The organism is Jatrophihabitans sp. (genome assembly GCF_046262535.1).
In the GTDB taxonomy this organism is placed as follows: domain Bacteria; phylum Actinomycetota; class Actinomycetes; order Mycobacteriales; family Jatrophihabitantaceae; genus Jatrophihabitans.
Genome location: NZ_JBHEMO010000135.1, coordinates 1 through 12,140 on the forward strand (window position 1 = coordinate 1; position 12,140 = coordinate 12,140).

The 12,140-nt window shown below is 70.6% G+C and carries 10 protein-coding genes; 7 read left to right on the plus strand and 3 right to left on the minus strand.

Annotated features, from left to right (window positions below; all coding sequences use genetic code 11):
* Positions 1-22: 22 nt before the first annotated feature.
* Positions 23-349, minus strand: coding sequence for a DUF6191 domain-containing protein (locus tag ABR571_RS17530; protein ID WP_409454497.1), 327 nt, complete (start codon positions 347-349; stop codon positions 23-25).
* A 35-nt stretch (positions 350-384) separates the two neighbouring features.
* Here ABR571_RS17530 and msrA point away from each other — a divergent pair, with 35 nt between their 5' ends.
* The 5 genes from msrA to ABR571_RS17555 all read left to right on the plus strand — a co-directional run bounded on the left by msrA (position 385) and on the right by ABR571_RS17555 (position 3,719).
* The gene (gene msrA / locus ABR571_RS17535) at positions 385-1,035 is read left to right on the plus strand and encodes a peptide-methionine (S)-S-oxide reductase MsrA (RefSeq protein ID WP_409454498.1); all 651 of its coding nucleotides are present in this window, start codon (positions 385-387) and stop codon (positions 1,033-1,035) included.
* Between the two features lie 23 nt (positions 1,036-1,058).
* A complete protein-coding gene (locus tag ABR571_RS17540; RefSeq protein ID WP_409454499.1) occupies positions 1,059-1,934 on the plus strand; it encodes an Fpg/Nei family DNA glycosylase in 876 nt (291 codons plus the stop codon).
* 29 nt (positions 1,935-1,963) lie between these two features.
* A complete protein-coding gene (locus ABR571_RS17545; protein ID WP_409454500.1) occupies positions 1,964-2,308 on the plus strand; it encodes a rhodanese-like domain-containing protein in 345 nt (114 codons plus the stop codon).
* Between the two features lie 53 nt (positions 2,309-2,361).
* Entirely contained in the window at positions 2,362-3,255 is an 894-nt protein-coding gene (locus tag ABR571_RS17550; protein WP_409454501.1) for a glycerophosphodiester phosphodiesterase family protein, read from the plus strand.
* A gap of 77 nt (positions 3,256-3,332) precedes the next feature.
* A complete protein-coding gene (locus tag ABR571_RS17555; protein WP_409454502.1) occupies positions 3,333-3,719 on the plus strand; it encodes an ATP-binding protein in 387 nt (128 codons plus the stop codon).
* Positions 3,720-3,730: 11 nt separating this feature from the next.
* On the opposite strand, the gene ABR571_RS17560 is transcribed toward ABR571_RS17555, so the two are convergent.
* Positions 3,731-8,542: an NAD-glutamate dehydrogenase gene (locus ABR571_RS17560; protein WP_409454503.1), complete on the minus strand. Its 4,812-nt coding sequence runs from the start codon at positions 8,540-8,542 to the stop codon at positions 3,731-3,733.
* Positions 8,543-8,636: 94 nt separating this feature from the next.
* Between ABR571_RS17560 and ABR571_RS17565 the strand changes: the two genes are divergently transcribed.
* Together ABR571_RS17565 and ABR571_RS17570 are read left to right on the plus strand one after the other, a co-directional pair.
* Complete coding sequence (locus ABR571_RS17565) at positions 8,637-10,064, plus strand: NAD-dependent malic enzyme (RefSeq protein ID WP_409454504.1); 1,428 nt, start codon at positions 8,637-8,639, stop codon at positions 10,062-10,064.
* A gap of 67 nt (positions 10,065-10,131) precedes the next feature.
* The gene (locus ABR571_RS17570; RefSeq protein ID WP_409454505.1) at positions 10,132-11,052 is read left to right on the plus strand and encodes a DUF4349 domain-containing protein; all 921 of its coding nucleotides are present in this window, start codon (positions 10,132-10,134) and stop codon (positions 11,050-11,052) included.
* On the opposite strand, the gene hisC is transcribed toward ABR571_RS17570, so the two are convergent.
* Positions 11,053-12,117: a histidinol-phosphate transaminase gene (hisC, locus tag ABR571_RS17575; RefSeq protein WP_409454506.1), complete on the minus strand. Its 1,065-nt coding sequence runs from the start codon at positions 12,115-12,117 to the stop codon at positions 11,053-11,055.
* Between the last annotated feature and the right edge of the window lie 23 nt (positions 12,118-12,140).

Here is a 12,140-nt window from a genome sequence, read left to right on the forward strand (position 1 = left end):
GTTTCCTTGCGTTCGCCCGCAGTCAGCGAGGCTGGCGACCGCGCCGCTGAGCGGCGCGGATCGCAGCCGGGCTGGGCGCCGGCTTGGGCTTCTCGGCCGCCGGAGCCGCCGGAGCGTGGTCGCCCGGGTCCGCGGCGCTCGCGTCCGTGGCGTCCGCGCCCGGGTCGCCGGCCGACGCTTCGTCGTCGGCCGCGTCGCGTCGGATGGTGACCTTGCCCGACTCGAGGTCGATGCGCTTGCCGCCCGAGCTGTCGCCCAACTGCTCCCGGGTTGACTGCAGCCGGCGCTTCTCTTCGTCCATGTGCCGTTTGGCCGGGTTGAAGAGGGTGTCGAGGCCCCACTGCGTCATGGCACCGAGCCTACGTCCTGCGTAGCCTCGATTGCATGCTGTTCTCCCGACCGAAGACCGAGCTGGTTACCCCCGAGCGGGCGCTGCGCGGCCGCGAGGACTACGAGTTCCCCGTTCCGGAGACGCACTACGTCACCGGCCGTCCCATCAAGCCGCCGTTCCCCGAGGGTTACCAGCAGGCGGTATTCGGCCTGGGCTGCTTCTGGGGCGCCGAAGAGATCTTCTGGCAGGAACCCGGCGTCTGGACGACCGCGGTCGGGTACACCGGCGGCGTCACTCCGCACCCGGATTACGAAGAGGTCTGCTCCGGGATGACCGGCCACACGGAGGCCGTGCTCGTGGTCTTCGATCCGGACGAGACGACCTACGCGGCGATCGTGGCCAAGTTCTTCGAGGTGCATGACCCGACTCAGGGCATGCGCCAGGGCAACGACGTCGGTACCCAGTACCGGTCAGGCATCTACTACGCCGACGAGGCGCAGCGCGCGATCGCCGAGCAGGCCAAGGCCGTCTTCAGCGCGAAGCTCGAGGAATTGGGCTACGGCCGGGTGACCACGGAGATCGCGCCGCTGCGCGAGTTCTACTACGCCGAGGGCTACCACCAGCAGTACCTGGCGAAGAACCCCAACGGGTACCGCTGCCACAGCACCACGGGCGTCACCTTCCCGCTGGAGAAGCTGGCGTAGGGCTGCGCGCCTAGGCTCGACCCATGCCCGAACTGCCGGAGGTGGAGGCGCTCGCGACGTTCCTGCGCGAGCGCGCGGTCGGCCGCAGCGTCATCCGGGCCGACGTCGCCGCCATCAACGCCGTGAAGACGTTCGACCCACCGCTGTCCGCGGTCGGCGGAGCTGAGGTGACCGGCGCCAGCCGGCACGGGAAGTTCCTGGACCTCGACGTCAGCGGCCTGCACCTGATCACGCACCTGTCCCGCGCCGGCTGGCTGCACTGGCGCGAGTCACTGCCGCCGGCTCCGCCCCGCCCCGGCGGCAAGGGCCCGATCGCCTTCCGGCTGCACCTCGCGCCGGAGTTCGACGGCGGCCCGGTCGCCGGGTTCGACCTGACCGAGGCCGGCACGCAGAAGCGGCTGGCCGTCTACCTCGTGCGCGACCCCCTCGACGTGCCGGGAATAGCCCGGCTCGGACCGGACGCGCTCTCGGTATCGCGGGCCGACCTGGCCACCCTGCTGGCCGGACAGCGCGCGCAGATCAAGCGGGCGATCACCGACCAGAACGTGCTGGCCGGCATCGGCAACGCCTACTCCGACGAGATCCTGCACACCGCCAAGCTGTCGCCCTTCAAGCTGGCGGCCAAGCTCACCGACGACGAGATCGGCCGGCTGCACGACGCGATGGGTGCCGTGCTCACCGACGCGGTGCAGCGCTCGGTCGGGCAGAAGGCCGCGACGCTGAAGTCGGAGAAGCGAAGTGGCCTCCGAGTGCATGCGCGCACCGGACTCCCGTGCCCGGTCTGCGGCGACACCGTCCGTGAGGTGTCCTTCGCCGACCGCTCGTTCCAGTACTGCCCCACCTGCCAGACCGAGGGCCGCGAACTCGCCGACCGGCGATTGTCCAAGCTCATCAAGTAGCGCCCGGCGCGCTCGCCTAGGCTTGGCCGGTGCATCCCACCGCCGTCCCCACGGTCGAGGTCTCCTCGGTCCCGCCCGAGGCCGTGCTCCTCGATGTCCGCGAGGACGACGAATGGGCCGCCGGCCACATCAGCGGTGCGATCCACGTTCCGATGATGCGGGTGCCGCAACAGCTTCAGCACGATCCCGGGCCGCTGACGCCCGACGCCACCATCGTGGTCGTCTGCAAGGTCGGCTCGCGCTCGGCACAGGTCACCGCCTGGTTGTGCCGGCAGGGCTACATCGCCGCCAACCTCGCCGGCGGCATGTACGGCTGGGAGGCCGCCGGTCGCCCGATCGAGTCGTCGGACGATCGTCCCCCGCGAATCATCTGAGCCCAGTTCGGCAGGTCACTCGTGCGTCATCTTCAACCGCAACGATGCCACCCATGAGGCCGCGCACCGCCCAGCGCATTGTCGTGCCCCCGGCACGACCGATGCTGGTGGCCCATCGCGGGGCGTCGTCGGCGGTGGCCGAGCACACCCTCGCCGCCTACGAAGCGGCGATCGCCTCCGGAGCCGACGCGCTGGAGTGCGACGTGCGGCTGACCCGCGACGGGCACCTGGTCTGTGTGCACGACCGCACGATCAACCGGACGTCGGACGGCCGCGGGGTGGTGAGCGAGCTCGACCTGCCCAGCTTGGAGCAGCTCGACTTCTCGTCCTGGCACGGGGACCTGCCGGCGTCGGCCGATCAGCTGCTGTCCGACTCGCCCTACCACGCCGGAGTCGCCGCCGACCGGATCGATCCGGAGGGGCGCGTGCTCACCCTCGAACTGCTCCTGGGGCTGGTGCGCGACGCCGACCGCGACGTCCGCCTTCTCATCGAGACCAAGCACCCGACCCGCTACGGCGGCCTGGTCGAGAAGACGCTGGTCGACATGCTGACCCGGTTCGGGTGGGCCGGCAGCGCCGGGCCCAGCGAGGACCTGCGGCAACCGGCGAACCTCGACAACCCGGTCGTCGTGATGAGCTTCGCCACCATCGCACTTCGCCGGGTGCGGCTGCTGGCCCCGGAGATCCCGACCGTGAAGCTCTTCGACCGGCTCAAGCCGAAACGACGCGCCGGTCAGATGCCGGCGGGCGTCCCGATCGCCGGGCCCGGGCTGAACATCCTGCGCGCATACCCGTCGTTCGTCGAACGGGCCCACGAGAACGGGCACCAAGTCTACGTCTGGACCGTCGACGAGCCGTCCGACGTCGAGTTCGTCCTCGACCTCGGGGTCGACACGATAATCACCGACCGGCCGTCGGAGGTCCTGGCGATCCTCGACACCCGCTGAGGGACGGGCCTGTTTCCGCTCCGCGACCCTCGGGAAGACCTTCAAGTGTTGGGGGGAGAGCGGGAGGAGTCATGGGCGTGGGGACGCTGGCGGTGCGGCACGACCGGGCCAGCGCTGCACTCGTCCGGCACTCCATCGCTGACGACCTCGCCCGAAGGGGCATCGACACCGACAGCATCGACGACGTCGTTCTGGTCGCCAGCGAACTGGTGGGCAATGCCGTGCGGCACGCTGCGGCCAGCTTCGACAGCTCGCTGGCCGTGAGCTGGGACGTGGAACCGGACGCGGTCGTCGTCCGGGTCGTCGACGGCAGCCCCGACCCGCCCCGGCAGCGCTCGAGCAACGACCACGACACCAGCGGGCGCGGGCTGGCGATTGTCGCCGCGGTGTCCGCCGACTGGGGCGTGCGCCGCAACGAGCGCGGCAAGCAGGTCTGGGCGCGGGTCGGCATCGTCCGGGGCTGACCGGAGGCCAGTCAGCTGGGCAGCCCGCGCAGCACCCGCAGCGCGACCGACAGGGTGGCCAGGTCGGCCACGTCGCGGTCCAGTGCGGCCCGGACAGTGGCCCGGGCCCGCTCCACCCGCTGGGCGTGCTGATCGACCCAGGCGGCGATGCGCTGGTCGGGGCTCAAGCCGTCGTCGGTACCGCGGAGCACCGCCGTGGTGATGGCCGACAGCACGGCATAGACGTCGTGCCGGGCGGCCGAACGGGCCAGCGTCGACCACCGGTCGTCGCGAGGGAGGGCGGTCACACGGGTGAGCAACTCGTCGATGCTCAGCCGCTCGGAGATCGCGTAGTGCAGTTCCGCAACGACCGAGGGGTCGTAGCCGGTTGCGTCGGCGATCTCGACCACGTCCAGCAGCAGGAAGGCGCTGAGCAGTTCGGCCAGGCGAAGGGCCAGCTCGCGGGGCAAGCCGAGGCCGACCAGCTTCTCGGCGTCGGCGAACAGCGTGTGCCGCTCGGCCCCACGCATCAGGTCGGGGCAGTGGGCGCCGAGCTGGGACACCACCGGACGGAAGCGCTCGATCTCGGCGGCGACGTCGGTGATCGGGAAGCGGACGTCGACCAGCCAGCGGGTCGCGCGGTCGATCAGGCGGCGCATCTCCTGGTAGCCGGCGTGCTGGGCCGACGTCGGCACCTGGTTGTCCAGCGCCTCGATCGCGGCCCACAGCGTCGGCAGGTCGAACACGGCGCGCACGATGCTGTACGCGCGCGAGATCTGGCCGATGTCCGCGCCGGTCTCTTCGATCGCGCGGTGGACGAACGTCGTCCCCGCCCGGTTGATCATGTCGTTCACCAGGACGGTGGTGATGATCTCGCGGTGCAAGGGATGGTTGGGCAGGTCGTCGGCGAAGCGCTGGGAGATCTTGGGCGGGAAGTAGCCGGCCAGGATGCGCTTGAACCACGCCTCTTCGGGCAGGGTCGAGTCGACGATGTGCTGTGTCAGCGTCATCTTCGAGTAGGCGACGAGAACGGCGTTCTCCGGCGAGACGAGACCACGCCCCTCGGCCTCGCGCCGCGCGAGTTCGGCGTCATCGGGCAGGAACTCCAGGGCCCGGTTCAGCTCGCCGGCCGCCTCGAGATCCTGCATGAACCGCTGGTGCACCGACACGAGGGCCGGGCTGAGCTTGCGCGCCATTCCGAGCAGCACGTTCTGCTCGTAGTTGTCCCGTAGAACATGCCGGGCGACGTCGTCGGTGGCCTCGGCGAGCAACGCGTTGCGCTCATCGCGGCTGATCGCGCCGGCCGCGACGGCCCGGTCGAGCAGGATCTTCAGGTTGACCTCGTGGTCGGAGGTGTCGACGCCGGCCGAGTTGTCGATGGCGTCGGTGTTGATCTTGCCGCCGGCACGGGCGTACTCGATGCGGCCACGTTGGGTCAGCCCGAGGTTGCCACCTTCGCCGACGACCTTGCAACGCAGCTGCGCGGCGTCGGCGCGCACCGCGTCGTTGGCCTTGTCGCCCACGTCGGCGTGGGACTCGGTGGACGCCTTGACGTAGGTTCCGATGCCGCCGTTCCAGAGCAGGTCGACCGGCGCGACGAGGATCGCGTGGATCAGCTCGGCGGGCGTCAGCGTGCCGACGCCGATGGGCAGCCCGAGCGCGGCGGCGACCGGCTGGGTGATCGGGATCGCCTTCAACGTCCGCGGGTACACACCGCCGCCGGAGGACAGGAGCGAGGTGTCGTAGTCGGCCCACGAGGAGCGGGGCAGCTCGTAGAGCCGGCGCCGTTCGGCGTAGGAGGTGGCGGCGTCGGGGTCGGGGTCGAGGAAGATGTGGCGGTGGTCGAACGCGGCCACGAGGCGGATGTGCTCGGACAGCAGCACCCCGTTGCCGAAGACGTCCCCGGACATGTCACCGATGCCGACGACGGTGAAGTCCTGCGTCTGGGTGTCGACGCCCAGCTCGCGGAAGTGATATTTGACCGACTCCCACGCGCCCCGCGCGGTGATGCCCATCGCCTTGTGGTCGTAGCCGACCGAGCCGCCTGACGCGAACGCGTCGCCCAGCCAGAAGCCGTAGTCCGCGGCGATGCCGTTGGCGATGTCGCTGAACGTGGCGGTGCCCTTGTCCGCGGCGACGACCAGGTACGGGTCGTCGGTGTCGTAGCGGCGGGTCTGGGGTGGCGCAACGACTTGCTGCGTGCCGTCGGGCGCCGGCACGTAGTTGTCGGTGAGGTCGAGCATGGAGGAGATGAACGTTCGGTAGCAGGCGATGCCCTCGGCCAGCCAGGCCTCGCGGTCCTGCGTCGGGTCGGGCGAACGCTTGACGACGAAACCGCCCTTGGCGCCGGTCGGAACGATCACCGCGTTCTTCACCATCTGGGCCTTGACCAGGCCGAGCACCTCGGTGCGGAAGTCCTCGCGCCGGTCCGACCAGCGCAGGCCGCCACGCGCGACCGGTCCGAATCGCAGGTGCACGCCCTCGACCCGTGGTGAGTACACCCAGATCTCGAACCGGGGACGCGGCTCGGGCAGATCCTGGATCGAGCGCGGGTCGAGCTTGATGGCGATGGCGATGGCGCTGCGTCTGAGGGGAGCTTGCGACCCGAGCTGGTCGGAGTGACCGGCGTCGTCGGTCCGGTACGCGTTCGTGCGCAGCGTGGCATTCACCAGGCCGAGCAGTGAGCGGAGGATGCGGTCCTGGTCGAGGCTGGCGACGTCGGCGAGCAGCGCCTCGATGGACTCGACCCGGCTCTGCGCACCGTCCACGAGCGGCGGCTCGTTCTCGCGGCTGGGATCGAACCGGGACTCGAACAGCTCGACGAGCGCTTCGGCGATCGCCGCGTTGTCGATGAGTGCCTGCTCGATGTAGCCCTGGCTGAAGGTGGTCCCGGCCTGGCGCAGGTACTTCGCGTAGGTGCGCAGGATGTTGGCCTGCCACCAGGTGAGGGCGGTACGGACGACCAGGGCGTTGAAACCGTCCTGTTCGATCTGCTCCAACCACAGCAGCCGGACCGCTTCGATGAAGTTGCCCGACCGGACCTCGTCGAAGTCGGTGCCGGGCGGTAGCCGCAGGCCGAAGTCGTAGATCCACAGCGACGCGTCGCCGCCGACCTCGATCTCGTAGGGCCGCTCGTCGAGGACCTCGATACCCATCTGGGTGAAGATCGGAAGTGCCCGGGCGAGCGACACCGACTGCCCGGTGCGGAACACCTTCAGCCGCTTGTCCGCGCCGTCGTCGTCGGCCGGCGTGTAGAGCTCGAAGGCGAGCCCGTTCTCGGCCGGCAACTCGTCGAGCCGGGACAGGTCGCGCACGGCCGTCGCCGCGCCGAAGTCCTCCTTGTACGCCTCGGGCAGCGCGTCGGCGTAGGTGCGCAGCAGGTGGCCGGCGCGTTCCTCGCCGACCGAGAGCGTCAGCAGGTCGGCGAAGTCGTCGCTCCAGCGGCGGGTCACCTTGGCGACCTCGTCCTCAACGATGCGCCGCTCGGGGGACGCCGGCTGGGCGCCGGGGCGGACGGCGATCAGCAGCTGCATACGGGCGAGGTTGAGTTCGACGATGCGGTCGTCGCGTCCGATGATCTCGCCGGGCCAGTAGCGGTTGATCACCGCGCACACGCGCTTGCGGGTGTCTGGTCCGAACCGGTCGGCCGGGAAGTAGACGAGGACGCTGACGAAGTCGCGGTTGAGGTGGATGCGGGCGAACACCCCGACCGTGCGGTGCTCGGCCCGGTCGACGACCAGCTGGGCCAGGCGGAGAAGGTCGGTCGTGGGTGCTTCGAGCAGCTCGTCGCGTGGCAGCGTCCGCAGCGCGGCGAGCAACCGTCGCCCGGTATGGCTGTCGGCCCGCACGCCGGAGCGCAGCAGGATCTCGGCGATCCGGCGACGTACCACCGGTACCCGGCCGACCGTCCCGTCCTCGGCGTTGGTGATCAGTCCGAGGAAGACATGGATCATCTGGCCGCCGGCGCCACCGGCGGGCGTGACGACCGTGACGCAGTCGTAGTGAGCCGAGCGGCGCACCGTCGACACGAGCGGGGACTTGAAGATGACCAGCGGAGCGCCGCTGCGGTACGCGGGCAGCAGCTCGAGCGGCGAGATGCGGGCGGTACCGCGCAGCACCCCTTCGGCGGCCGGCGCGTCGGACCGCGCTCGGGGGCTGGCCAGCTCGTTGGCCGAGTAGGCGGCGTGTCCGAGGATCATGTAGTTGCCGTCGGCCAGCCACCGCAGCAGCTCGCCGGCCTCTTCGCTCGTTTCCCGGTCGAACTGCCCGGGGTCGGCCCTCAGCTCGTCGGCGAGTTCACGGATCAGGCGGTACATGTGCGGCGCATCGGCCACCGCGTGCAGGACGTCGTCGAGGACGCGCTGCAGCTGGGCGGCCAGCTCGGCATGCCGGTCGGCCGGGATCGGATCGAGCTCGACGTACACCCAGGATTCGACCATCGCACCCTCGGGCACGTCGGCGTTGTCGTCGACGTCGTAGACGTGCGTGATCGTGCCTTCGGGGTCGCGGGTCACGACGATCTGCGGGTGCAGCACCCGGTCGGTCGAGCGACCGGTCCGCTCGAGTTCGGCCCAGAGCGACTCGACGATGTAGGGCGCGTCGGCCGAGATGATGTCGATGGCCGTCACGTCACGGTCGGCGGTCGTGACATTGCGGACCCGCAGCAACGCCTCCCCCCACGGCCGCACCCGGCCGAACTGGAACACGTCCTGGGCGAGCTCGGCCAGGGCGGGCGCGGCGCGGTCGGGAAGCTGGCTGCCGGCGTGGGCAAGGAAGCGCCGCGCGAACACCGCGGCGTCGGCGCGTCCGGCACCGATTTCGGTGTCGGCCTCCGTGTCGGTCATGGAAAGGAGTCACCTCGTTGTGACGTGTGTGTGACGGCTGCTGTCCATCCTGGCACTGACGACGCGCATGCGGGGGAGGGGCAGGATGCGAGTCATGACTGCCGTGCCGCACCGTCCCCTTCCCACCAGCGCGTCCTACGGCATCACCGTGCGCCTGTACGCCGCTCCGTCGCCCTCGGTCGTGGGTGAGCTGGCGACCGCCGTCGGACTCGCGGGCGGTCTGGTGACAGCAATCGACGTGAGCGAGTCACGGGCGGACCGCATCACCGTCGACGTCAGCTGCTCGGCGGTGAACGGCGAGCACGCCGCCGAGATGGTCGAGGCGATGCGGGCGGTCGCCGGCGTGACCGTCCACCGGGTGAGCGACCGGACATTCCTCCTGCATCTGGGCGGCAAGATATCCGTCCAGTCCAAGGTGCCGCTCCGCACTCGCGACGACCTGTCGATGGCCTACACACCGGGGGTGGGACGGGTGGCCTTGGCGCTGGCCCAACATCCCGAGGACGTCGCCAAGCTGACGGTGAAGGGCAACGCCGTCGCAGTGGTGACCGACGGGTCGGCCGTCCTCGGGCTGGGCAACATCGGCGCCGGCGCGGCCCTGCCGGTCATGGAGGGCAAGGCGGCGCTGTTCAAGCGGTTCGCCGACATCGACGCGTGGCCGATCTGTCTCGGCACGCAGGACACCGACGAAATCGTCCGCGTCGTCGAGGCCATCTCCCCGGGCTTCGGCGGCATCAACCTCGAGGACATCTCCGCGCCGCGCTGCTTCGAGATCGAGGCGCGGTTGCGGCAGTCGCTCGACATACCGGTCTTTCACGACGACCAGCACGGCACGGCCATCGTCGTCTCGGCTGCGCTGACCAATGCGCTGCGCTGCGTCTCGAAGTCACTGGACGCAGCGCGGATCGTGGTGGCCGGCGGTGGGGCAGCCGGGACGGCGATCGTGACCCTGCTGCTCGCCGCGGGCGCCATGTCGGTTCTGGTCTGGGACCGCGAGGGCATCCTCGCTCCGGCCGACACCCGGCTCAACGAGGCCAAGCGCGCCCTCGCGGAGCGCACGAACCCCGCCGGCGTGACCGGAGACCTGCACGACGCGCTGCGCGGTGCCGACGTCTTCATCGGCGTCAGCGGACCGGGTGTGCTCCACGCAGCGTGGATCAGCGACATGGCATCCGACCCGGTCATCTTCGCCCTGGCCAACCCCGACCCCGAGGTCGACGTCGATGCCGCCCAGCGACTCGCCGCGGTGGTGGCGACCGGGCGAAGTGACTATCCGAACCAGATCAACAACGTGCTGGCGTTCCCCGGGGTGTTCCGCGGTCTGCTCGACGCCCGGGCCAGCGAGGTGACCGTGGCAATGCTCCTGTCCGCGTCCGAAGCACTGGCCGGCTGCGTGTCCGACGAGCAACTCAACGCGACCTACATCGTCCCGTCGGTGTTCGATCCGGCCGTCCCGACAGCCGTCGCCGCGGCCGTCCGTCAGGCGGCGGAACGGAATCGGGACGATCCGCCGGGAACCTGAGGCGCGAACCATCGCGTCCCTTCTCGCACAGGCGACGAAGGGACGGCGCGCGATGCGACGACGGGCAGTGGGTTACGGAACGGCCGGTCTGCTCACCCTGGTCTCCGTGGCCGCCTGCTCCGGCGGCACGGGTTCAGCGGGCAGTCAGGCGGTAGCTCATGGTGACGTGGCCCGAGCGCACGGCCGCGCCGGGGCCGCCGGGGCCGAGCAGCCCGGCGCACCGGCGCGCTTGGCCCCGAGCCGGCAGGACAAGGCCGTCACAGCCTCCGTCGTCACCGAGGCCAAGATCCGCACTGCGCAACTGACTGTCGCCGTGGCCAAGGCGGCGCAGGTCGCGGGCCAAGCCGACCGAGCCGCGCAGATCACCATCGGGGTCGGCGGTGAGGTCGATTCCGACGACCGCGTGTCCGGCCCCGCCGCCACGGCCGAGATGCAGTTCCGGGTGCCGCCGGCGCGGCTGCGTTCCGTCCTCGCCCAGCTCGCCGCGCTGGGGAAGGAGAAGAGCCGCGCGCTGTCGACGACTGACGTCTCGGAGAGGGTGGCCGATGTCGACTCGCGGGTGCAGAGCGCCCGCGACGCCATCGCCCGCTTGCGGGTGCTGTACAGCTCGGCGACCAAGATCGGCGAGATCATCACCGTCGAGGGCGAGCTCAGCAGCCGCGAGGCCGATCTCGAATCGCTGGAGGCCCAGCAGCGCACGCTGGCCCGACAGACCGCCATGGCCGTCATCACCCTGACGCTGCAGACCGCGCCCAAGACGGCCGTCGCCAAGCCGCACACGACGCACAAGCACCATTCCGGCTTCGTCGGCGGGTTGCACCGCGGGTGGGACGGCTTCGTCGCCGCCGGGAACGGAGTCGCGACGGGGTTCGGCACCCTGCTGCCGTTCCTCGTCCTGATCCTGGTCCTCGGCGTCGCCGGCCGGGTCGCGTGGCGGCGCATCCCGCGCCGCACCGGCCCGGGACCGTCGCCCGCGCCGGCCGAGTGATCAGGCCGGCGGGGCGAGGACCTCGGCAGCCGCCAGAAGCCGGTCGTTCTCGTCGGGCGCGCCGATCGTGACCCGGGCGCCCGCACCGGCGAAACCGCGGACGATCACCTGTCGCTCCTCGCAGCCGGCCGCCCATTCCGTCGTGGCGTCCCCGAGCGGCAGCCAGACGAAGTTGGCCTGGCTCGGCGGCACCTCGTAACCGAAGGTGAGCAGCGCCTCGCGGACTCTGGTGCGCTCCTGTACGAGACCGGCGACCCGCTCCAGCAGTTCCTTCTCGGCCTGCGGTTCCAGCGACGCGAGGGCGGCGGCCTGGGCGATCGTGCTGACCGCGAAGGGGACCTGCGTCTGCCGCAGGGCGGCGGTGAGTGCCGGGTCGGCGGCGATCGCGTAGCCGACGCGGAGCCCAGCCAGCCCGTACGCCTTGGAGAACGTGCGCAGGACGATCAGGTTGGGGAACTCGTCGAGCAGGGTCAGGCCGTCGGGCACATCGGGATCGGCGACGAACTCGCGGTACGCCTCGTCCAGCGCGACGACGACGTCAGACGGGACGGCGCGCAGGAAACGCACCAGCGCGTCGCGCCCGACCGCGGTGCCGGTCGGGTTGTTCGGATTGCACACGAAGACCAGGCGGGTCTTGCCGGTGATCCGCTCGGCCATCGCGTCCAGATCATGGACGTGATCGCGCAGCGGTACTTGGATCGACGAAGCGCCACTGACGGCGCTGATGATCGGGTACGCCTCGAACGAGCGCCACGCGTACATGACCTCTTCGTCGGCGTCGGTAACCGCCTGCACGAGCTGGGTGCACAGCGAGACCGAGCCGCAGCCGACGCGGACCTGCTCGGCGTCCACGCCGTACTTGTCGGCCAGGGCTGTGGTCAGCTCGGTGGCGAAGTTGTCCGGGTAGCGGTTGACGGCGCCGGCCGCCGCCGCGATCTGCTCGAGGACCGACGGTAGCGGCGGATAGGGCGTCTCGTTGCTGGCCAGCTTGATGGCGCCCGGGACGTTGCGGCCGGGCACGTAGGCCGGCAGGGTCGCCAGCGTGGGCCGAAGGTGCGCGCTCATGGCCTCACTCCGTTCGGCCATGC

Bases quoted from the DNA above. Each gene is read 5' to 3' on its own strand.
- ABR571_RS17530 (WP_409454497.1), bottom strand. From the start codon at position 349: ATGACGCAGTGGGGCCTCGACACCCTCTTCAACCCGGCCAAACGGCAC.
- msrA (WP_409454498.1), top strand. From the start codon at position 385: ATGCTGTTCTCCCGACCGAAGACCGAGCTGGTTACCCCCGAGCGGGCG.
- ABR571_RS17540 (WP_409454499.1), top strand. From the start codon at position 1,059: ATGCCCGAACTGCCGGAGGTGGAGGCGCTCGCGACGTTCCTGCGCGAG.
- ABR571_RS17550 (WP_409454501.1), top strand. From the start codon at position 2,362: ATGAGGCCGCGCACCGCCCAGCGCATTGTCGTGCCCCCGGCACGACCG.
- ABR571_RS17560 (WP_409454503.1), bottom strand. From the start codon at position 8,542: ATGACCGACACGGAGGCCGACACCGAAATCGGTGCCGGACGCGCCGAC.
- ABR571_RS17565 (WP_409454504.1), top strand. From the start codon at position 8,637: ATGACTGCCGTGCCGCACCGTCCCCTTCCCACCAGCGCGTCCTACGGC.
- hisC (WP_409454506.1), bottom strand. From the start codon at position 12,117: ATGAGCGCGCACCTTCGGCCCACGCTGGCGACCCTGCCGGCCTACGTG.